Annotated in this window: 16 protein-coding genes and 2 pseudogenes; 5 read left to right on the top strand and 13 right to left on the bottom strand. The window is 58.4% G+C overall.

Features of this window, described 5'->3' with window-relative positions:
- Window positions 1–18: 18 nt before the first annotated feature.
- The 3 genes from H8B02_RS08790 to H8B02_RS08780 are packed head-to-tail and all read right to left on the bottom strand — an operon-like array spanning window position 19 to window position 2495.
- Window positions 19–1599, bottom strand: coding sequence for a 4-hydroxyphenylacetate 3-hydroxylase family protein (locus tag H8B02_RS08790; RefSeq protein WP_229165835.1), 1581 nt, complete (start codon window positions 1597–1599; stop codon window positions 19–21).
- 21 nt (window positions 1600–1620) lie between these two features.
- Entirely contained in the window at window positions 1621–2025 is a 405-nt protein-coding gene (locus tag H8B02_RS08785; protein WP_229165834.1) for a nuclear transport factor 2 family protein, read from the bottom strand.
- On the bottom strand, window positions 2022–2495 hold the full coding sequence (locus H8B02_RS08780) for a flavin reductase family protein (protein ID WP_229165855.1): 474 nt from the start codon (window positions 2493–2495) through the stop codon (window positions 2022–2024). Before H8B02_RS08780 ends, H8B02_RS08785 begins: the two co-directional genes overlap by 4 nt.
- Window positions 2496–2877: 382 nt before the next feature.
- Here H8B02_RS08780 and H8B02_RS08775 point away from each other — a divergent pair, with 382 nt between their 5' ends.
- A complete protein-coding gene (locus tag H8B02_RS08775) occupies window positions 2878–3792 on the top strand; it encodes a LysR family transcriptional regulator (protein ID WP_229165833.1) in 915 nt (304 codons plus the stop codon).
- A 596-nt stretch (window positions 3793–4388) separates the two neighbouring features.
- Here H8B02_RS08775 and H8B02_RS08770 read toward each other — a convergent pair.
- From H8B02_RS08770 to H8B02_RS08755, 4 genes and pseudogenes are all read right to left on the bottom strand, one after another.
- Window positions 4389–5000, bottom strand: a pseudogene (locus H8B02_RS08770) (iron-containing alcohol dehydrogenase); the annotation flags it as partial.
- A gap of 254 nt (window positions 5001–5254) precedes the next feature.
- The gene (locus H8B02_RS08765) at window positions 5255–5575 is read right to left on the bottom strand and encodes a 2Fe-2S iron-sulfur cluster-binding protein (protein ID WP_229165832.1); all 321 of its coding nucleotides are present in this window, start codon (window positions 5573–5575) and stop codon (window positions 5255–5257) included.
- A complete protein-coding gene (locus H8B02_RS08760) occupies window positions 5553–6800 on the bottom strand; it encodes an NAD(P)/FAD-dependent oxidoreductase (protein ID WP_229165831.1) in 1248 nt (415 codons plus the stop codon). Before H8B02_RS08760 ends, H8B02_RS08765 begins: the two co-directional genes overlap by 23 nt.
- Before the next feature lie 69 nt (window positions 6801–6869).
- The gene (locus H8B02_RS08755; RefSeq protein WP_229165830.1) at window positions 6870–8537 is read right to left on the bottom strand and encodes a cytochrome b5 domain-containing protein; all 1668 of its coding nucleotides are present in this window, start codon (window positions 8535–8537) and stop codon (window positions 6870–6872) included.
- A 244-nt stretch (window positions 8538–8781) separates the two neighbouring features.
- Between H8B02_RS08755 and H8B02_RS08750 the strand changes: the two genes are divergently transcribed.
- Window positions 8782–9723, top strand: coding sequence for an AraC family transcriptional regulator (locus tag H8B02_RS08750; RefSeq protein WP_229165829.1), 942 nt, complete (start codon window positions 8782–8784; stop codon window positions 9721–9723).
- Window positions 9724–9734: 11 nt separating this feature from the next.
- Here H8B02_RS08750 and H8B02_RS08745 read toward each other — a convergent pair whose 3' ends face one another.
- A complete protein-coding gene (locus H8B02_RS08745) occupies window positions 9735–11342 on the bottom strand; it encodes an FAD-dependent monooxygenase (RefSeq protein WP_229165828.1) in 1608 nt (535 codons plus the stop codon).
- Window positions 11343–12044: 702 nt separating this feature from the next.
- A complete protein-coding gene (locus H8B02_RS08740) occupies window positions 12045–12701 on the bottom strand; it encodes a SphA family protein (protein WP_229165827.1) in 657 nt (218 codons plus the stop codon).
- Between the two features lie 172 nt (window positions 12702–12873).
- Here H8B02_RS08740 and H8B02_RS08735 point away from each other — a divergent pair, with 172 nt between their 5' ends.
- Window positions 12874–13575, top strand: coding sequence for an MASE4 domain-containing protein (locus H8B02_RS08735; protein WP_283842164.1), 702 nt, complete (start codon window positions 12874–12876; stop codon window positions 13573–13575).
- A gap of 14 nt (window positions 13576–13589) precedes the next feature.
- Window positions 13590–14474 (top strand): sensor histidine kinase, encoded by an 885-nt coding sequence (locus H8B02_RS08730; RefSeq protein WP_283842163.1) that lies wholly within the window; start codon window positions 13590–13592, stop codon window positions 14472–14474.
- 120 nt (window positions 14475–14594) lie between these two features.
- Here the strand turns inward: H8B02_RS08730 and H8B02_RS08725 are convergent, their stop codons facing one another.
- Window positions 14595–15179, bottom strand: coding sequence for a TetR/AcrR family transcriptional regulator (locus H8B02_RS08725; protein ID WP_283842162.1), 585 nt, complete (start codon window positions 15177–15179; stop codon window positions 14595–14597).
- Window positions 15180–15289: 110 nt separating this feature from the next.
- On the opposite strand from H8B02_RS08725, the gene H8B02_RS08720 reads away from it, so the two are divergent.
- Window positions 15290–16033, top strand: coding sequence for an oxygen-binding di-iron domain-containing protein (locus H8B02_RS08720; protein WP_229165825.1), 744 nt, complete (start codon window positions 15290–15292; stop codon window positions 16031–16033).
- Window positions 16034–16074: 41 nt separating this feature from the next.
- Here the strand turns inward: H8B02_RS08720 and H8B02_RS08715 are convergent, their stop codons facing one another.
- The 3 genes and pseudogenes from H8B02_RS08715 to H8B02_RS08705 all read right to left on the bottom strand — a co-directional run bounded on the left by H8B02_RS08715 (window position 16075) and on the right by H8B02_RS08705 (window position 20608).
- On the bottom strand, window positions 16075–17097 hold the full coding sequence (locus H8B02_RS08715) for a GlxA family transcriptional regulator (protein WP_229165824.1): 1023 nt from the start codon (window positions 17095–17097) through the stop codon (window positions 16075–16077).
- Between the two features lie 3 nt (window positions 17098–17100).
- Entirely contained in the window at window positions 17101–17652 is a 552-nt protein-coding gene (gene mug, locus H8B02_RS08710) for a G/U mismatch-specific DNA glycosylase (protein WP_229165823.1), read from the bottom strand.
- Window positions 17649–20608: pseudogene (locus tag H8B02_RS08705) on the bottom strand (2-oxoglutarate dehydrogenase E1 component). The gene mug and the pseudogene H8B02_RS08705 overlap by 4 nt, the downstream one beginning before the upstream one ends.
- Between the last annotated feature and the right edge of the window lie 47 nt (window positions 20609–20655).

The raw sequence follows: 20655 nt of genomic DNA, 5'->3' as shown, positions 1-20655 counted from the left end.
TCTTGGGTGACGCTTCGCCTACTCGGCCGCGTCGTTCATGTAGGACTTCTTGACGTCCTGGGCTTTCGCGTAGTCAGGCTGGAAGCGGACGCTGGCGTAGTGGGACTTCTGCTCCGCTTCCTGCGCACGCTTCCCTAGTTCCGCCGTGTCGCCGAAGCCGAGCACCTGCCGCGCCAGCTCGGTCAGCGGCCCATCGACCTGATACTCCGTGCGTTGCATCGTCAGCAAGTTAATGAGATAGAGGGGCGTGCCGTTGAACTTCTCGAACATCTCGTGGCGATTGCCCCACTCGCTCAGGAATCGCTCGCTGATCTGGCGGAAGATCTTAATGCGGTCGTAGGCGCTGATCTCCGCACCGCGGAGAGCCTCGGCGAGCTTCGGACCGATGTATGGATCTTCCATCTCGCGCTTCGACGGCTGGATAACGACGCCGCGACCGCAGAAGTCGATCAGGGTGTTCACCATCTTGGCCTGATTCTCGAGATAGTAGGCGCGACCGAAGTCGATGTAGATATTGTTCGGCTTGAACAGCCCTCCGGGCGTCGCGAATCCCGTCTCTTCAGCGGCGATCATGAACGCCCGGCAGGTTTCGCGGAAGCGAATGAGCTCAGCGAGCTGCGCCGCGACGACCGGGTTGGTGCTGGTGCCCAGCGACTGAGTCAAGAGTAGAGCGAGGCCGACCATCAGTTCGGCGTGGACGCAATGACGAATCTGGGTCTCGAGATGCACCCAATCGAATTGACGTTGCGGATACCATTTCGCGTGGTCTGGATTGCCAACGTGCTGTACCCGGTCCCACGGAATGAGAACGTCATCGAAGTAGACCATCGCGTCGAGTTCGTCACCGATGGTGGCCAACGGACGATCGTACGGATCTGCGTCCGGCTGCGCGTTCGACTTGCGGGCCACGACCGAAATGCCCTTGGTAGCGATCGGCACCAGCGCGTAGACAGTCTGCTCCGCGGTCTGGCCGGGGCGCCACAAGTTTCCGATAAGAAGGTGATTGACGAAGGGAACGGATGTGCCGATCGCCTTCCAGCCGCGCACAAGGATTCCGTCGTCGCGCTCTTCGATGATCTTCAGCATTGGCGTCTCGGCCATCGCATTGTCACGGCCGCGATCGAACTGGACGTCGAGGAACATCGGCGAGATAGCCAGATCCTGAGACGTGACCTCCTCCCACTGACGCTGAATGTTGCCGGAGAGATCGCGCTTCTTGCCGCTGAAGCGCGAATTGTCCGACCAAGGCTTCTGGTCATCCACCTGGGTGAACATGACCACGTTCATACCGGCTGGCGGCCGTGTGAAGATGCCGCCCTTGAAATGACGGCAGAGGAAGTCGCAGTACTGGCGGCGCTTGACCACATCTTCCTTTGACCGCGGCAGAAACCAATGCATTGACTGACGCTTACCGCTCTCGTCGACAAAGGTCGCAACGTCCTGATTCTTCAGGTCCAGGTGAAGATCGTAGTATTCGGCGATGGCATTCGCATACCCCTTCGTCATGGGATGCGTGGTCACGTCCTCGATCAGCTCACCACCGACGTAGACGCGGCGACCGTCTCGTAGAGATTGAAGATACTCGGCACCGGTTCTCATAGCTCACTCCTTGTTATGTTCTTAGGAAACTTGCCGCTGGAACGTCGCTGTGTCCCAGTAGTCTTCGCTGTGGCGTATCCGGCCGTCTGCGACTTCGAGCAGTTGGACTCCGCGCAACGAAATGGTCTTGGCTTCAGTCGCGCCGCTCCCCTGCGGAGCGGTCGCGCGCATGACGTAGGCGACGGCGACAGCTCCATCGCCTCCTACAATCATGGACTTTACCTCCCAGCGGACGTCCGGGAGCCAGCTGAACAGCTTCTGCATGCCCACCGCGATCTCGGCGGAGCCCTGCTTCGTCTTGAGTTGCGCGACTTCGTCGTGCGTCGCATCATCGCAATAGAGCGCAAGGATCGCGCGGTCATCGTGCCGGCCGTAGGCATCGTAGAGCGCGTTGACGACTTCCTTTGGAGACGACACGGGCGTCATGCGCGCGCCTCCAGATCGACGCCATGCATGTAGCGGCCCTGACCGTAGAGCAGCGGTGGACCGACAGCCGAGGCATGAATGCTTTCGATTGCGGCGATCGCGATGCGATGGCTTCCGACCACGAGCTGCTCGACCGTCCGACATTCGAACACGACTGATGCCTCGCGCAGCCGCGGAACCCCGTTTCCGCCCGAAACATCGTCCGGCACCAGGACGTGCCCGTCGATGAACTTGTCGACGCCAGGACGCGAGCAGAACTCCGATAAGTGAAGCTGATCCTGAGTGAGGAGATTCACCGCGAAACGCCCGCCTTTCTGCACGTGGCTGGCGGTCACGGTCTTGCCGTTCAGGCAGATCAGTATCGTCGGAGGTTCGGTGCACACCGAGGTGAACGAGTTGATCGTCATACCCCAGGGCCTGTCGCCATGCCAAGTTGTCACGACGCTAACGCTTCCAACGAAGTGCCGCATCGCTGCCCGAAATGCCACCGCATCCGCAGTCGTCTGCGAGGGCGAAACTCCGAGGTCGCTTCCAATTCCCGAGTTGTTCTTCATGGTAAGCCTCGTCGCGACTTATTCGTGTCACGGAGGCTAAGTGGCGCGCCTGGCCGACGTCTAATCGATAATAAATATTCCAGCTATCGGCCGGATCGATCCATCCGTCTTATGCGCGTTAAGACACCATTCGAGGGACGCCGAAAAGCCGAGATCCACCACATCGCACGGCAACATCTCGCAACCGCAATATGAGAGATACCGCCGATCGAAATCCGACAAAGGACGAGCTCATTCCGATAGTGCATGGCGATGCAAATTGTTACGGTCCGAGGTCCCATTCATCGGGAGCCCTGGGGTGAACCTACGAAGTATTGACCTCAACCTACTCGTTATACTCGACGCGCTCCTCACCGAGCGCAACGTAAGCCGGGCTGGGGAGCGCATCGGTCTCAGCCAATCGGCGATGAGCGCGGCTCTCGCGCGATTGCGCGAAGTCTTCCATGATCCATTGCTCGTGCGCGTTGGGCGCGACCTGGCTCTCACGCGAAGTGCGGAGGACCTCATCGTCCCGCTAAAGGAATCGCTTAGCAAAGTCGAACAGCTGCTGCTGCGTCGCCCTGGATTCGACCCGTCGAGCGATGCGCGGACGTTCTCGATCAGCGCGTCCGACTATGCGGGATTGGTCCTGCTCACGCCGCTCGTCAGGATGATCTCGAACGAGGCTCCGAACGTGACGATTCATCTATTGCCTCGTGCTCGCGACGCCGCGCGCGTGCTGCAGACGAACCAGGCGGACATTGTCATTGAGCCGATCGAACTCTTCGGACCGAACGACTATCCGACGGCGTCGCTGCTGAGCGATCGCTGGCTGTGCGCCGTTGATGCAAATCACCCCGACGTCACAGGCAATACGTTGACCGAGACGCAGTTTCTCGAACTCCCGCATCTCGTCTACGGCATCGGAGACGATCGGCAGCTGAACCTCGCCGACCAACATCTTGCCGACGCCGGCGTTCAACGGCGTATCGAGGTGACGGTCGAAAGCTTCCTGTTGAACCCATTTCTTATCAAAGGGACGCGGCTCGTCAGCCTCGTGCTGGAACGGGCGGCCAGGAGGCTGATTGACACGGTCGATATCAAGTTGCTGGAGTCCCCAATATCTGTCCCGGACATCCACGAGGCCATGTACTGGCACCCACGCCATACGACCGATCCGGGACACAAGTGGCTAAGAGAGAAACTGCTTAACGTCGCGCAGCAACTGGATTGAGGGCTGATCCGCGCTCACATCCGGCATCGCGACCGACCCCGCGCGATCTTTTCGGCAAGCCTGCTTCCGCCTCGCTAGGCTGGTGTGATCTATGAGGGTTTATGGTGCGCTCGGAGGGCGGGCTCATTGCTGTGATTTCAACGGGTTACGGGACCAAGCGAGGGGGTCTAGGTGCATTTCCCGCCAATTGGTACCTTTCGGCGCGAAGACCCAAGCTATCATCACGTGTGGCCCACGCTGATCGACCGGCCAAACACCGTCATCCGACGACAACGCCGGCGATCCGGAGACCGAGCCAACAGCAAACCTGATAGGCGCGAACCTGTTTTGACGGGCGGCCCAGGTGGCCCGGAGCGGCTTGGGCTAGGATAGCCCAGGATGATGGACCGAGGTCCAATCCGCTTCGGTTAGGGGCGAAATGTACATGTCCTCGATGGGCCATTCCGGACAGCTGATGGCGAGGTAGCCGCAAGCTCGCTCCCAGGGCGACTGGTCCGAACTGCGCGACCAGCAATGCAAGACAGGGAGAAACTGCGTTGATGGCGTGCCCCAACGTTCCACGTTCGAACTTCTCTTCACGATTGCGTTTCACTCCGTGGCAGGGCTCGGACGATGGCTTCCATTCCCTGCTTAGCGAGCATTGATGTGACCGGATTTGCGTTGGCGGCATAAAGTGCTTCGGCCGCATGAGCGAATGCATTGATTCCGGACGTGACCGACAGCGGCACGGGTAATGTCAGCGTCAGATCAACGTCGTAGATGATGACTTCTGGAAGGACCTTTCGATTTCTCTGTGTGGTCTTGCGACCTGCCTCCGTCTCGCCGAGAATTGGCGTCGCTTCGGAACCCGCGTAGGTGGTCGGAATGACGATCTGGGGAAGGTCGGTACGCAACGCGATAGCTTTTCCGAGTCCGGTGGTGGAGCCTCCCCCTACAGACACGACGGAATCGGCGCCCAAAGACGCTACACGGCAAACTGCCCGTTCAGTGACCTCAATCGGCGTGTGCATCTCTGCTTCTGTGAACACACCAACCGAATGCGCACCCAGTCGATGGGAGACCTCATTTGCCAAGGGTTTTTGAAATGGGGCCGATAAAACCAAGGCGCGCGAACAGCCGAGTGCGTCAAGCTCGCGGCTAAGGCAAGCAAGAGTTCCAGAGCCAAATACCACGCGCCCTGGCAGGGCCGCATAAACGAATGGCCGCATCGTCGCTTTCCTTCCCTCGCCGGGACGTTTGACGGACCAAGACCTCCATCGCACATCCGACCAACCCATAATCGGGGATTTGTGGTGCAGAGAGCTCCGCGGGACGATTGAGATCCGAAGGCGCTCATCCTTACGTCGTGACCATCTTCGCTCATTTGCTCGCGTCACCCTCGGCGTCTTCGGCGTCGCCTATTGGGCCAGAAATAAACGCTTGCGTACTGCGAAACCGTTTCGGCTTCCCGTGCCGATGAGGATTAGGATTGCCTGGTAGGTATCCCGACTTTCATACCATTCATCTCCTCCGTGACGGCGATTTGGCAGCTGAGCCGACTGTTCCTGCGCACGTCGAATGCAAGCTCCAGCATCTCCGCCTCCAAACCGACGGGCAACCCGACATAGTCCATCAAGCCTTCCTCGATATACACGTGGCACGTAGCGCAGGAGCAGGCCCCGCCGCATTCGGCCACAACCCCGGACACCAAGTTGTCGATTGCCACATCCTTGAGCTTGCAGCCCGGCGTGGCACGCACCTGCCGAACGTTACCCGACGGTTCAATGAAATTGATGAGGACCATCACCAGCTCCATTTTGTGCGGAAACCTCGGTTTCCTTATTTTCTTGAGCGAGGCTTTGCTGTAAGTGCCCTATCGCTTTCCGCGCGCGAACGAAGTCCTGCGGGCGATTTATTGCGTCAAGAGCGATCAGCGCACTGTTCCGGAAATAGGCCACACTGAACGAGCCATCGCCTGGCTCGCCATGTACCTCAATTCGATCGTACCCGACGGATAGCCCGGCGATCTGCAGCTTCATGTCGTATTGGTCCGACCAGAACCAGGGCACATCGGGTGCTGGCGCGTCCAGTTCAAGGATGGACGCTGCCACCTGATTGCCCTGCGCAATAGCGTTCTGCACTGATTCGACTCGCGAAAAACGTCCTGTCGTCTGCAGCTGCTGCGACGTGCAATCGCCGGCAGCATAGATGAGCGGATCGGAAGTACGGCAGCGGACGTCGACGACGATCCCTCCTTCAGTGTCCAAGTTCGCTACTTCCGCAAGTTCCGTGCGGGGCATCGCTCCAACGGCAGCAACGACCACATCAACTTCGGTCTGAAAGCCATTCGCGCAGGAGACAAGCAACCTGCCCGATCGCGATTTAACGATGCTAGAGATCGCGGTATTAAGCTGAATGAGGGCCCCTCGCTCGCGATGAAGTGCCGCAAAGAAACGCGAAGTTTCGGGAGCCACGACCCGACCGAGCACGCGGTCGGCGGCCTCCAGGACCGTTACCTCAAGGCCCATTTTCCGGGCAGATGCGGCCAACTCCAATCCGATGTATCCACCGCCAACAATTGCGATCTGCCGCGCCGCGCGAAAAGCCGTTCGCAAGGCCAACGCATCCTCAAATCCTCGCAGGTAATGCGCATGCTCGCTTCCTTGCACGGCCAGAGGCCTTGCGGAAGCTCCTGTTGCGAGTGCCAGACAGTCGTACCCGAGTTCACTTCGGTCTGAGAGCACTACCGCTTTTCTCGCGCGGTCGATGGAACTCGCCAATCGACCCGTGAGAAGTTCTATATTCTGATCTCGATAGAAACTATCCTTCCTGATAGCTAAATCCGAGCAATCAGCCTTGGACAAAATGAAGTTCTTTGACAACGGCGGGCGCTGATAGGCGCCCGTGCTTTCGCACTCGATCATTGAAATCGGACCTGTGTGGCCGCGCTGCCGCAGGCTGATGGCGGCTTGCAAGCCGGCCTGCCCGCAACCAACCACCACTATCCTCTTGCTACGGTGTCCACTCATGATGCGTTCCCTGGAACATGCTGCGGTCGCCGCAAGCGCAGCAATGCGACCTGTCCGAGCAAATCTCACTCAGTCGTCGGTCAGTTCGCCGACACAGAAATGTTCCATATGCTTTTCTGCGAGCCGGCTGTGGTAATCACCAAATTCCGCGGTCGCATCCTTGCCTGCATACATGCGTGCTACAAACGGCCCTCCTGGATGCCTGTCTTTCCATTCGGAGAAATCGTAAACCTTGTTCCGAATGATAATCCAGCAGTTATCGAACGTACCGTGAGCGGCCACCTCGGCGCGGGTTACTTTTCTGTCGCCCTTCAGGGAAACCGAAGGCTTCCATAGAGTCTGCGACAACTTCTTGCGGGTTTCTGCGGCCGCGCTTCGATCACGGAAGTCCCACGGGCCGTACTTCTTGGTCGGAAGTTTGTCTCCGATTTTCCTGGCATCAAACGCATAGATCCAGGCGTCATCATCTCCCGCACGTTTTTCGTGATCAAACGCCGGAAAATCGCGTTCATTCAACGCCTTCATCAAAATTTTTCGCTCGTCCGAGTCCGGTGGCTCCAGATGCTTGAAAAGGAACTTCGACATAAACTGAAAGCGTGTCGCTCTATAATGTCGAACCCTCTCATAGTGCATAAGCGCGGTCTTGTAGTCTCCGCGGTGGAGTTCGAATGCTTTGCCGAGGGCTGCGGCATCTTCGAAGGATTGCGATGCTCCCTGGCCGAAAGTCGGAAGCATCGGATGGGCGGCGTCGCCGAGCAGACATACTCTGCCCTGGTGCCAGCTCTCGAATGCATCTCGGTCATAGAGACCCCATTTCGTCGGGCTCTCCATCGCCGCTGCCATGGCCAAGACGTCTTCCTTGCGAGGATCGTCGCCAAATCCCTTGTTCATGTGCTTGATCATGTCGGCATGATCGATGGGATACCAATCGTCGGCCTGAAAGTCTTCGGCGTTTGGTTCGTAGTAGGCCAACCAGACGTTGAGAAGTTCTCCACCTCTGACCCAGTAGGTCATGCAGAATGCAACATCATTCTTGATTACGTCCATGCTGAACGAATCGATCGGATTGTTGTCCATCGGACGGCCGTCTTGCTTGGTCAGCTTGGCCACATCTTCTCGAGCAATTAATCCGCGATAACAAATTACCTCGGTCCAGCGACGCGGCTTCGTATCGGGCCAAAGGAGCCGAAGGACCTTTGAGTTGACCCCATCCGCACCGATCAATACGTCACCCCGAGCGGATGAACCGTCAGAAAAAGTCGCGGTGACCGAGTTTTCATCCTGTGAGATGCCGGCGAGTCGCTTGTTCATCTGGACGGAGATTGGCGAGCTTACGCCCTTGTCCGGCGCAAAATCGTCTGCCCGCTTATAAAGGCACATGAGAAGGTCAAGGCGATGCATGTGGTGAAACCCAGCATTGTCGCCGGCCGCCGTTTTATGGTCGAGCTTGCGCGCGGAGACTGTGCCGTCAGGCATGATCTGCCTTGTAGTCTCCAGGATTGCAGCACGCCCCCCGTCGATCGCCCCATGCTTGCCCTTTGGATCACCGCCATCCAAATCGATCCCCAGCCATTTGCAAATTCGCGCACCATTAGGGGCGATATTCAGACCCGCGCCAGCCGTGCTGGGCTCAGACGTTTGTTCGAAGACATCGATGGCATCGAATGCCCCGGATTCCCGTAGGGCTAAGGCCGAACAGAGCCCGCCCATCCCTGCTCCAATCACAATCGCACGCATTCCCGAACCCTCCTTTTTTCGGCAGACATATTCCCATCCGCGTCAAATGCCAGGCGGCTACAATCGGCCGGACTGTCGTCTTCCTGAAAGATCTATTCTTCCAAGAACCGAACCTTATATTTCAGGAACCGGACCAATTAAGAGGCATTTTGTGACCTATTTTCTGGGTTGCGCTGGCAGTTGAAACCGTCAGAATGACGATTGCGCTCGATCTTGGTCGCCATCAGATGATACGAAACGCCCCATGCTCAACAGCTTAACTCCCGCCGGCACGTTCTCAGTTCGCGAAACGCATGGCATTGCCTTGCAACATAAGAACAAGCTGTTGGCACACAGCGACGGACGAGGCTGGCAAAACTTGTATGCGTCGGTTGCGGCCGAAAAACCTTGGCACGATACCCTACCCCCGATCCACCATCACTGTATCGCGTACTGCCTCAGCGATTCCGCGATGATTTCACGAAGGATCGACGGTGAGAAGCCGCGAACAGCGCGATTGAGCCCTCGGCTTCACGGAATGATTCCCGCCGGAGTGTCTTCTGACTGGCGCGTTGCAGGCTCTCCCCAAGTGCTCCTCGTGTACATCCGAAAGACGATTGTCGAGCGACTCGCTGCGGATGTATTTGAAAGAGATCCCGAACAGCTGGAAATCATACCGGGGCTTGGATTTCGCGACGGCCTTCTTGAGCAATTGGTTCTGGCGGTCCTCAGCGAACTGAGGAATGAGAAGAACAGCAACCCGGTTTACGTAGATACGCTCGCAAATGCGATCGCGATCCAACTATTAAAACGATACACCTCCAAGCACATCGGGAGCTTCGAAAATCGGCTCTATGAATCGGGCGATTTATCTCAATTTCATCTGAATCGCGTCGTCGACTACATCGCGGCCTTTCTCGATAGCGAGTTAACCATCGGAAAACTGGCGCACGTCGCGAGCATGAACCCGATATACTTCGCCAGAGTGTTCAAGAAACGACTAGGGGTCGCGCCGCACCAATACATACTATTCAAGCGCATCGAGCGAGCGAAAGAGTTGCTCGCATATTCCGACACACCCATCGTCGAAATTGCTCTGGCGAGCGGCTTTTCCAGCCAGAGTCACCTCTCGTCCGTCTTCAAACAAATCGTCGGAGCAACGCCCGGAAACTTCCGATCGCAGAAAGGCGAACGGAGTAATCGCTAGAGGTTCTAGCGTTAGGATCCGACAATACGCCTTAGAACGTTCGACATTCTATCGAGAGTTGGGGTGTCCGTGGCCTTCGATTGCCAGGCGATGAATCCGTCGGGGCGAACTAGAACCGCTCCGGTGGCCTCCAGGCCATATCTCTCTTCAAATGAGCCGTCGAGATCGATGAGGTCACTATCGTCTCCGATCCGGTAGGCATTAAGCGGCACCCCAAGGTTCGCTGCTGCAGTCACGCCCACCTTCAACCAAGTATCGCCCTCGCCTCCCGCTAGAAGGACGAACTTCTGACCAAAGATATCAAGCACTGAGATCGATTGCCCACCCTGCTCAAGAACCAAATGGGGGGCCCTATCGCCAGTTTGAGCAGGTCGCGCAAGCGGACTGCTGTAATAATTTACACCGTCCGCGGGAGGGTAGCGATAACCTATCTCGAGCGTCAGATCGTCCATTAGCGCCGGCGCCTCCTCTAACCCCAACTCTGGATCAATTCGCCGAACCCAACGGCTGTACGCCTGGTTCACCGTAGTCACGCATATTGGACGTCGTTCCGTGTCATAGGTGTCCAGTAGACCATCGCTTGCGATTCCCCGACATACAAGTGAAAGCTTCCAAGCAATGTTGTGAGCGTCATGTATTCCAGTATTGCCGCCGAAACCTCCCGACGGCGGCATGACGTGGGCAGCATCGCCCGCTAAGAAAACGCGGCCCGATCTAAAACGAGCCGCGGTCACGGCATGCGCTTTCCAGACCGCAACATCGAGAATCTCAACTTCCAAGTCGGTCACACCGATAGCGCTTCGCAACAACGCAATACATCTTTCCTTCGTGATGCCGCGAGCAACATCGCGGGCACCCGGCTTCGTCGTGTCGCCCAACGTGCTGACCACTAGGAAGCCAGATTGTGCAGCCTTCTCCAGTCGAAAGAAGCCGCGCAGTTCCTCATTGAATACATAAATCACGCCGTGTTCGCGATCACGTACATATGGCTCAAGATCAGCCTTAAAATAGATCGTAATGCTGTCCGACAGATGCCCAGGCCCGCTTGTGTCGATACCGAGTATCTCTCGGATCGGGCTACGGTTGCCGTCGGCAGCAATCATATAGGCAGCACGCACGGTACTTTGTTCGCCGGTCGCAAGGTCCTTAACGACGGCCGTCACCCCTGTTTCGTCTTGATCGAACGAAACGAGTTCGGTTCCGTATCGAAGAGCAGCCCCCAGCTCTTCGGCGCGGCCTCTTATCAAGGGTTCAAGTCTCTGCTGCGAGAGGAAAAGGCGCCTGGATGGACTGAACGCTTCGACCCCGGCGTTCAAGTCGGCGATGTATTGTGCTATTTCCTTGCCGGCAAGACTCTCGACGGAATTGATGCCACCGCCACGGCCAAATTGCTCTTGGGACGCTTGAACAATCACTTGCTCTAGTCCAACTTGCCGGAAAAGCTCAAGCGTTCTGAGGTGAAAGTGGCCGGCGCGTGGATGGATCGCTGTGCTGCCGTGTCTTTCGACGTTAAGCGTCGACACGCCGTGCCAATTCAGGAATAGCGCGGCCGAAAGCCCCACAAGGCTTCCTCCTACAATCAACACAGGAACTTCTATAACTGTCGGAGCTTTTTCCATGACATTCTCACTGAGTGAACGTCATGATCATCTCCAAGAGTACAATCGCTGTATTTCAGAAAAGATACTGGAAGTTTCAGAATCCAGTCAGAATCTAGCCGGAGCGGATAATGCTGCGACCGCTCTGGATTCGACATGATTGGTTTAATCGCCACCGGCGAGCCTGACGTAAGCCAGATAAATGTTATTAAGGATTTTGAACGTCAGGATCTTAACGATCGAGAACATCAAGTAGTAGGTCCCGCCGTTTCTCGGAAACGAGCGAACAAACCGCGAAGTAAAACAAACAGTTCAGCAGACTATCGACGCTCAAGCTCGATTGCGGCGACCCCAAGCCGGATCGCTGCAGTCCAATCCACTCTGGAACTGCGAACCTAATGATCTAAAGGTTCGCTGGGTTTTCATCGCGCTGCATTCGAACTTGCTTCTGGAATTCGAATTGTACGCGTTGGCGTGGTTCGCGCATCGCGCCACAGAGCCATTTCGACTTGTAGCACGTTAAATAATGGAAAGCCGTCCGGTGCGCATGAGTCATCCGGACGGCTCACGTCGAGCGTTACGTCTTGCGAAGCGGTCCTACGCCGTGCCTGGCGCCCTCACTTATGGATTCGGGGCAGGGCTGTTGATGCCGGCGCGTCAGGGGCCCATAGCCTATAGCTCAAGCTTGCAAACGCACTGAAGCCTTTGGTAATCGTGGCCGAATCAACGCCCGCAATTGGGGTGCCCCCTTGCGCGCGAAGATACCTCGTCGAAAGCCCAGACATTGAGCGCGGCTGGGCCGAAGTCGTATCCGATTAGACCGCCGGCCGCCCAGATATTATATCGATTGACATTAATGACGCCGCCGTAAAATGCGCTCGACGTATCGTCACTAACCTGACCCGCATAGTATGCAACTGGTCCGATCGTCCATTTTCCGATTGTTTTTGCTGCGGTGAACTCAGCATTAAAAACATCGCCGCTAGTGTAGCCGGTTATTGTATTCTTGGTGTTGAACTCCGCGAAAAAGTTAGCAGTTAGATTCCAGTTGTCCTTCAAATAAGAAACGATCACCTCCGGCTGAAACGTCCACCACGGATTGCCGAGGTTTCCAAGACCATTTACACCAGTCTTCGTGCCGTCAGGCACATACATGCCTAAGCCCGCCTTCACAAAGAACCCGGTGTCACCTAACTTCCAGCTCAGTTCTGCCGGAACGATGTACGTGTTATGCATCCCTGCCATTTGAGCATTAATCGGGCTTCCAACGCTGGCCATAATAAACGGCTGCACCAAAACAGCGGTGTAAGTGGCGCCTAGGAAAGTCCAGCCCGGCACGAACAAGAAGCCATTATCCTCCACTGCAGCCTGTACCTGCATCCTGAAGCGACTACCTCGACCTGAGAGGTTTTCAAGAAATCAATGCAAATGCAATCTGGCATCCTGTGGCAGACCTCCAGGCCCGCGGAACTCGGGGTGTCCAGACCTTCGAAGGCTGGTTGAAGATAGATTCCTGGCGTATTGTGCTTTCGCCGGTCAGGAGATTGCGCCAATGTCGGAAGCAATCGTGGCTATCCCCGAGGAACAAGATCTCCTCCTTTCCACCTTGTCGCCGGGTCCTGCACAAAAACGACTGGCGCTCGCGGTCGTGGCCGGCTTTTTAGTCGCCGTCTTCATCATTGTCGGGCCGCTTTCAACCATCCCGCCCTTCCGCGTCGATGCCTTCGTACCGGCCTATTCTGCAGCGATGTTTGTGATCGATGCGATCACCGCGATCCTTCTATTCAATCAATTTGTCATTCTCCGCTCGACGGCGATTCTCGTGATCGCGAGTGGATATCTGTACGGGGCCCTTATCGAGATCCCGTGGATACTGACATTTCCAGGCGTGTTTGCATCCACGGGCCTGGTAGGCGGCTTGCAGAGTACCGTATGGCTCTACTTTTTCTGGCACATCGGCTTTCCAATGTTCGTCATCGGCTATGCCCTGTTAAAGGAAGCCAATCCCACCAAGCGGCTCTGGTACGGAACCATGCGTTCGGCGATCACGCTGAGCGTCATTTTGACAGCGGTTCTTGTCGCTGTGCTGGCATTTCTTTGCGTAGCGGACGAAACGCGATTGCCCCGCGTGATGCTCGATGACTTCCGCTTTGGCCCGCAGTGGCCTTTTGTTGCGGGACCCGTCGCGTTGCTGAGTATTTCCGCCCTCTTCGGCTTTGGCTCCGCCAACGTTCGATGCTCGATCTTTGGCTGACGGTCGTAATGTGCTTGTACCTGATCGAAATGGTGAATTACTACCCTGCCCCGAGCCGCTTCAGCGTGGGCTGGTATGGAGTGCGCGTCGTAGGCTTCCTGTCCAGCGGTCTCGTCCTCATTCTCCTGTTGTACGAAATAAACACCCTTTATGGGGGACTACTCAACGCGGTTCGTGCCCAACGTCGCGAGCGCGAGGCTCGCCTAATGACGGGCGGCGCAATTGCCGCCACCATTGCTCACGAGATCAGGCAGCCTCTGTCCGCGATGATAATGAGAGCCGACACGAGTTTCCGCCTGCTGGATCGCGCCACACCCGATCTCGACAAAGCGAAAGAGGCGGTTAGAAACATTGCTGCCGACGGTCATCGCGCGCAGGCCGTCATCGAAAGCATTCGAGAGAACTTCAAGATGGATGCCCGAGCCCACAGCACGATTGACGTCAACGACCTCGTTGCAGAAGTGCTTGCTTTAGTACGCGACGAGGTGCGGAGTCGTCGAATACTTCTTGTTGTTGCGTCCAGTGCGGGGCTGCCACAGATCATGGGGGATCGAATTCCGCTGCTGCAGGTGCTTTTGAACCTGATCACCAATGCTATCGAAGCCATGGCGGCCAGGGACGGGCCCAGGCTTCTATGCGTGAGATCGGAGATCGCTGACGACGGCCGCGTCTTGATGTCGGTTGCGGATACCGGGACCGGAATCAGTTCGCAAGATACCGAGCGGATATTCAACCCGCTCTTCACCACGAAATCCGACGGTATGGGAATGGGTCTTTCGATCTGCCGGTCGATTATCGAAGCCCATAACGGGCAATTGCTGGTCACCCCGAACAACCCTCAGGGCGCTGTATTTCGATTTTCGCTTTGCCCCGCCACGACCCATCCGGCACTCTCATGAACTCGTTTGGCGTTCCGAACCGAAGCGATATGAACTCTCGATGCTCAGCGATGTTCGCACTGTCGATAAGAAATTTGGATGATCGAGAGTCACTCCAGCATTTCTGCCGGACGATTTTTCTCACAGTATTTTGCGCTGTTGTTCAGCGGCATCGTCGAGATATCGCTGCACCGCCTTTCCGATCTGCTTCACGACAAGATCCTTTGGCAAGGCGGCAATCGACGGAACGCGCCAGATGTAACGCGCCATGGCCAATCCGAGCATCTGTGTCGCGATAAAGGGCGCCGCCTGCACGGCTGCGGGTCCCATCGTCGCAAACAATCCGGCTACTTGTTCGGAAAACTGCGCAACGATGCGTTCGCGCGCGGCCTCGTTCGAGATCGAAGCCCGCATCATCGCGGCGAGCGCCGCGCCGTCCTTGGGATCGTCCCACCGATCAAGCGCGTGGCCGACCAGCGCCTCGCCCAGCTGCGCGACGGGCACCCCGGCCAGCGACGCCACCTTGAGATCCATTTTGGCGACCGCGGCGAACAGACCTTCCTTGGATCCGTAATAGCGGATGACCATGGACGGGTTGATCGACGCCTCGGCGGCGATCGCCCGAATGGTCGCGTGCTCATAGCCGTCATCGGCAAAGATGCGCCGGGCAGCCTCCAGGATGCGGTTCCGGGCGATCTCGGATTTGCGCGGTTTTTCAATGGACAACAGGGGGCATCCTGAAAAAGTAAACGATTGTTTGCATTATGCACCGCCGCGCACTAGATGCAAATGGCTGTTCGCAACCGGTCGTAAGGCCACTATCGGAAGGGATTGTCATGGAAACCAGGATCGATGAAATCGGTGCAGGCGTGTATCGCCTCTCCGTCTTTGTGCCCGATGCCGCTCCGCCGGCCGGATTCACCTACAATCATTTCCTGTTCGACGGTGATGAGCCGCTACTATTTCATTGCGGGAAGCGGAAGATGTTTCCATTGGTTTCAGCCGCGGTTGCCCGGATCATGCCGGTGGAGCGACTACGCTGGCTCGGTTTCGGCCATTTCGAAGCCGATGAATGCGGATCGATGAATGAATGGCTGGCCGCCGCGCCTGCGGCCCAGCTTGCTCACGGGATGGTGGGCTGTCGCGTTTCTGTCAGCGATATGGCCGATCGCGAGCCGCGCGTGCTTTCCGACGGCGAGGTGATCGATATCGGCGGCAAGCGCTTTCGCTATATCGATACACCGCATGTGCCGCACGGTTGGGATGCCGGCGTCATGTTCGAGGAAACGACAGGCACCCTGCTGTGCGGAGACCTGTTTACGCGCGCTGGAAACGGTCCAGCGATCACCGAGAGCGACATCATCGAACAGTCGATTACCTCGGAGAGTCAATTCCATTACACCAGTCTTGGCCCGACCACGGGTTCGACGGTCCGCAAGCTGGCCGCGCTGAAGCCCAAGCTGCTGGCGACTATGCACGGTTCGTCATTTTCCGGTGATGGCGCTACTGCGCTGAACGCGTTGGGTGATCACTATGATGTGCTCCTGCATGCTGCGCTTGCAGGCAGGAAGTCGGCTTAGCGCTGTCGCGTCCAGCAGCCGGATGAGACCGTCCACTCCTTTTAGCTGGCCTTCCGCAGCATCGGCCCGTCGGCGGCAGCTTTTGCCTTGATGGCGCCGGCGGCCGCAAATTCCGCGGGTCGAAACCGCTGCCGGTATTCAACCGGCGTCAGGTCCATCCTGCGCATGAAGGCGCGTCGCAGGCCCGCCTGGCGGGGGAAACCGCACATGCTGGCGACTTTCTTCAGCGGCGTATCGCTGTCCTCCAGCATCCGCCGTGCCGCCTCGACGCGTGCGGCTTCGACAAAATCGCCGGGCGTCATATTGGTCTCGCGCTTGAAGAGGCGGGCAAAATTGCGGGTGCTCATCGCCAGACGCGTTGCCAACGTCTCGACGGAAAGGTCCTCGCACAGATTGCCGAGAATCCATTCATGGATGTCCCGAATAGGCCCGATCTCTGAAGCCTGAGCCTCAAGATGGATGCTGAACTGGGGCTCGCCGCCGGGCCGCTTGAGGAACAGGATCAGTTCTTTCGCCACACGTAGCGCGGTGCTGCGGCCGTGGTCCTCTTCGACCAGTGCCAACGCGAGGTCCATGCTCGCGGTCACTCCGGCCGTCGTATAGATGTGGCCGTCCTTCACGTAGATGTTCGGCTCGAGCCTGACCAGCGGAAACTTCTCGGCCAGCCGAGCGGCGGAATTCCAATGCGTCGTCGCGCGTCGGCCGTCCAGCAGGCCGGCGTTGCCGAGCAGGAAGGCGCCGGTGCAGATCGAGCCCAGCCGGCGGACGTGACGGGACTCCCGCCGGATCCAGGCGATCAGTCCGGGATGGTCCTCGAACTTCTGGATGCCGGGGCTGCCGGCGATGAGAAGCGTATCGAATCCTTCGAGCGAACAATCGATCGAAGCGTCGGGCAGAAACCGGGTCCCGTTGAGGGCGGCAATCGGATCGCAGGACAGCCCGATGATCTGGACGGAGTACGCGTCTGAATCCCGCAATACCGTGTTGGCTTCCGAGAACACGTCCATCGGGCCCGCGATATCCAGCATCTGGACTCCTGGAACGGCAAGAATGGCAACCCGCATGATCTAGTCCTTGTGCTCGGAAGCGAAGACCTTCTGTGCGATCGGTTCGGTACGTCCGGTAGCGAGCCGAAGCTCGCGGTAGGCGGAGACGAGTTCGTCGAGAGAGAAGCCGCGGTTGCGTCCGCTGGGATTGGGAAGCACCCAGGAGCCGGTGCTGCCGAATGTTTCGATTTGGCGGCCCCATTCGACGGTGGATCGGCGCGCGATAGCGCTGTAGGCCTTCTTGCCCAGGAACGCCATAAATCTTGGCTTGTAGGTCTGGATTTTCCGGTCGAGGGCGCTCGATGCGGCCGTGAATTCACCGACCGAGATTTGATCGGCGCCGGCCGTCGCGCGGGAGACCACCGTGGTCAGCCCGCACTTTTCGTTGAGGAGCAGCCGGTCGTCGGTCGGCTCGAATAGCCTGGCAGTAAAACCAGACATGAAAAGCACGGTCCAAAACCGGTTGCCCCGGCCGACGAAATGATGCCCGGCGGCTGCAGCACCGAGTCCGGGGTTCAACCCGCAGAAGACGACGTCAAGGTCATCAGCGAGTATGTCCGGCAGCCCGCTCATGGCGCAAAAGCCCGCTCCATGAACGCGGCGAGTTGAGCCTGATGCAGCGACATCGTGCCGACGGCGGTCGAGGCGGAGGCCGGACGCCCGGCGTATCGCGCGCGCCTGGCCTTGCCGTTCGTCTCGGCGAGCGCCCATTCGAGATAGGGCTCGATGAAGCTCCACGCGCCCATGTTCCTCGGCTCTTCCTGGCACCACACGACCTCCGCATTCGGAAAGCGTGACAGTTCGTGAGTGATGGCCTTCAACGGGACGGGGTAAAGCTGCTCGACGCGCAGCAGGTAGACGTCCTCGATACCGCGTTCCTCGCGCTGTTCGTAGAGGTCGTAGTAGACCTTTCCCGAGCAGATGATCACGCGCCGGATCCGGCTGTCGTCGGCGAGGCTGATGGTGCCGACCGGCCTGGTCTCGACGTCATCCTTCAGGATGCGCTGGAAGCCTTTGCCGTCGCCCATCTCGGCAAGCGTGGACTTGCAGCGCCGGTGCCGAAGCAGGCTCTTCGGCGTCATCAGGATCAGCGGCTTGCGGAAATCGCGCCTCATCTGCCGACGCAGGATGTGGAAGTAGTTCGCCGGCGTCGTGCAGTTGGCGATCTGCCAGTTGTCCTCGGCGCTGCTCTGCAGATAGCGCTCGAGACGGGCGGAGGAGTGCTCCGGGCCTTGGCCGTCATAGCCATGGGGCAGAAGACAGACCAGCCCGGACATCCGCAACCACTTGCGCTCGCCGGACGAGAGAAACTGATCGAAGACGACCTGGGCGCCGTTGGCGAAATCGCCGAACTGAGCCTCCCACAGCACCAGGGCATTGGGTTCGGCAAGCGTGTAGCCGTACTCGAACGCCAGCACGGCTTCTTCGGAGAGCAACGAGTTGATGATCTCACAGCGGGCCTGACCCTCGCGGATGCGATTGAGCGGGGTGTGGCGGGCGCCGGTGTCCTGATCGCTGAGGACCGAATGCCGCTGCGTGAACGTCCCGCGCTCGCTGTCCTGGCCGGACAAGCGGACGGGCGTTCCCTCGTCCGCCAGCGACCCGAAGGCGAGCGCTTCGGCGTCGACCAATCTATTCCGTCACCCGAGGTCAAGGAGGCCCTTCTGGCGTCCAGGAACCGGCGTATGGTGGGGTGAACCTTGAAGTTGTCGGGCAGAGCGGTGATCCGCTCTCCGATGAAGCGCAGTTTCTCGACGTCGACGCCGGTACCGCCGGCGTCGTCGGGCTCCTCATTGGTGGCCTTGAGACCGGTCCAGCGTCCGTCCAGCCAGTCCGCCTTGTTGGGCCGATAGGTCTGACCGGCCTCGAACTCGGCGTCCAGGTGCGCGACCCAGTCGGCGTTCTTCCTGTCGATGTCGGCCTGGGTGACGACGCCCTCGCTCATCAGCCGCTCGCCGTAGATCTCGAGTGTCGACTTGTGAGCCCGGATCTCCTTATACATCAGCGGCTGCGTGAACGCCGGCTCATCACCTTCGTTATGGCCGTACAGGCGGAAGCAGAACATGTCGATGACGACGGGCTTGTGGAAGCGCTGCCGGAATTCGATCGCGATGCGCGCCACGTGCACGACCGCCTCCGGATCGTCGCCGTTGACGTGGAAGATCGGGGCTTCGATCGTCTTGGCCAGGTCCGAGGGGTAAGGTGACGACCGCGAGTAGCGCGGGTCGGTGGTGAAGCCGATCTGGTTGTTGATGATGAAGTGCAGCGAGCCGCCGGTGCGGTAACCCTTCAGCCCGGAGAGCCCGAAACATTCCGCGACGACACCCTGGCCGGCGAAAGCCGCGTCGCCGTGAATCAGCAACGGCAAAGCGGTGGTGCGCTCGACGATATCGTTATTCTGGTCCTGCTTGGCGCGGACCTTTCCGAGAACCACCGGATCGGAAATCTCGAGGTGCGAGGGGTTGGCCGTCAGCGAAAGGTGGACAGAACGACCTTCCAGTTCGCGGTCCGACGACGCACCGAGATGGTACTTCATGTCGCCGGAACCTTCGACCTCGTCCGGAACGAACGAGCCGCCCTTGAATTCGTTGAAGATGGCCCGGTGAGGCTTGCGCAGCACCTGCGCCAGCACGTTCAGACGACCGCGATGGGCCATTCCCAGCACGACGTCGCGCACGCCCAGCTTCGCGCCGGTCTTCAGAATTTCCTCAAGAGCCGGGATCGTTGCTTCGGCCCCGTCGAGGCCGAACCGCTTGGTGCCGACGAACTTCTTGTCGAGGTACCGCTCGTAGCCCTTCACCTCGACGAGCTTGTCGAGGATGACGAGCTTCTCGTCCCCGCTGGTCTTGACCAGATTGGCGTGGCCTTCGACGCGCTCCTGGATCCAGGCCTTCTGGGCCGGATCCGAAATATGCATGAACTCGTATCCGATGGTGCCGCAGTAGGTACGGCGCAGGATATCGAGCATCTCGCGGATGGTGGCGGACTCCATGCCAAGCACGCCGTCGATGAAGATCCTGCGATCGAGGTCGGTATCCGAAAACCCGTAAGTCGACGGCTTGAGCTCTTCGTGGTCCTGCGGCTGCGCCAGACCCAGCGGGTCCAGGTTTGCATGGAAATGGCCGCGCATCCGGTACGCCCGGATCATCATCAATGCGCGAACGGAATCGCGCGTGGCTTGCTGGATATCGAGATCTGAGGCGGGACGGGCAATCGGGGGGCTGGCCGGCACGTCAAGCGCAGGCTTTGCATTGGGCGTCCAATTGCCGTCGAGTGCCGAAATCAACTCGCCGTTGACCGGGATCGGCCAATTCGCGCACTTCCAGGACGGCCCGTCCGCCGCCTTCCCCGCCGTCGCAATGTCGTCCTCGATAGATGCAAAGAATTCCCGCCATTCCGCGCCCACTGAGTTCGGGTCCGCGTGGTAACGATCCTGCAGTTGCTCGATATAGATCGCGTTGGCGCCGTCGAGAAACGACGTCGTTTCGAAATATTTCCTGACCGACGTGGCGACCCTTGCTTGATCCATTGTCTTTACCTGATTTCCAGCCATACGCCACCGCGTGGCGGCGCTGT

The sequence above is a fragment of the Bradyrhizobium altum genome (genome assembly GCF_020889705.1).
GTDB classification, from domain to species: Bacteria; Pseudomonadota; Alphaproteobacteria; order Rhizobiales; family Xanthobacteraceae; genus Bradyrhizobium; species Bradyrhizobium altum.
The sequence above is the reverse complement of the archived record's forward strand: the minus strand, read 5'-3'. Positions and strand labels throughout refer to the sequence as shown.

What these genes read in the sequence shown, in the direction of transcription:
- H8B02_RS08790 (WP_229165835.1), bottom strand. Translation starts at nt 1,599, where the DNA reads ATGAGAACCGGTGCCGAGTATCTTCAATCTCTACGAGACGGTCGCCGC.
- H8B02_RS08785 (WP_229165834.1), bottom strand. Translation starts at nt 2,025, where the DNA reads ATGACGCCCGTGTCGTCTCCAAAGGAAGTCGTCAACGCGCTCTACGAT.
- H8B02_RS08780 (WP_229165855.1), bottom strand. Translation starts at nt 2,495, where the DNA reads ATGCGGCACTTCGTTGGAAGCGTTAGCGTCGTGACAACTTGGCATGGC.
- H8B02_RS08765 (WP_229165832.1), bottom strand. Translation starts at nt 5,575, where the DNA reads ATGGTCCTCATCAATTTCATTGAACCGTCGGGTAACGTTCGGCAGGTG.
- H8B02_RS08760 (WP_229165831.1), bottom strand. Translation starts at nt 6,800, where the DNA reads ATGAGTGGACACCGTAGCAAGAGGATAGTGGTGGTTGGTTGCGGGCAG.
- H8B02_RS08755 (WP_229165830.1), bottom strand. Translation starts at nt 8,537, where the DNA reads ATGCGTGCGATTGTGATTGGAGCAGGGATGGGCGGGCTCTGTTCGGCC.
- H8B02_RS08750 (WP_229165829.1), top strand. Translation starts at nt 8,782, where the DNA reads ATGCTCAACAGCTTAACTCCCGCCGGCACGTTCTCAGTTCGCGAAACG.
- H8B02_RS08745 (WP_229165828.1), bottom strand. Translation starts at nt 11,342, where the DNA reads ATGGAAAAAGCTCCGACAGTTATAGAAGTTCCTGTGTTGATTGTAGGA.
- H8B02_RS08740 (WP_229165827.1), bottom strand. Translation starts at nt 12,701, where the DNA reads ATGCAGGTACAGGCTGCAGTGGAGGATAATGGCTTCTTGTTCGTGCCG.
- H8B02_RS08735 (WP_283842164.1), top strand. Translation starts at nt 12,874, where the DNA reads ATGTCGGAAGCAATCGTGGCTATCCCCGAGGAACAAGATCTCCTCCTT.
- H8B02_RS08720 (WP_229165825.1), top strand. Translation starts at nt 15,290, where the DNA reads ATGGAAACCAGGATCGATGAAATCGGTGCAGGCGTGTATCGCCTCTCC.
- H8B02_RS08715 (WP_229165824.1), bottom strand. Translation starts at nt 17,097, where the DNA reads ATGCGGGTTGCCATTCTTGCCGTTCCAGGAGTCCAGATGCTGGATATC.
- mug (WP_229165823.1), bottom strand. Translation starts at nt 17,652, where the DNA reads ATGAGCGGGCTGCCGGACATACTCGCTGATGACCTTGACGTCGTCTTC.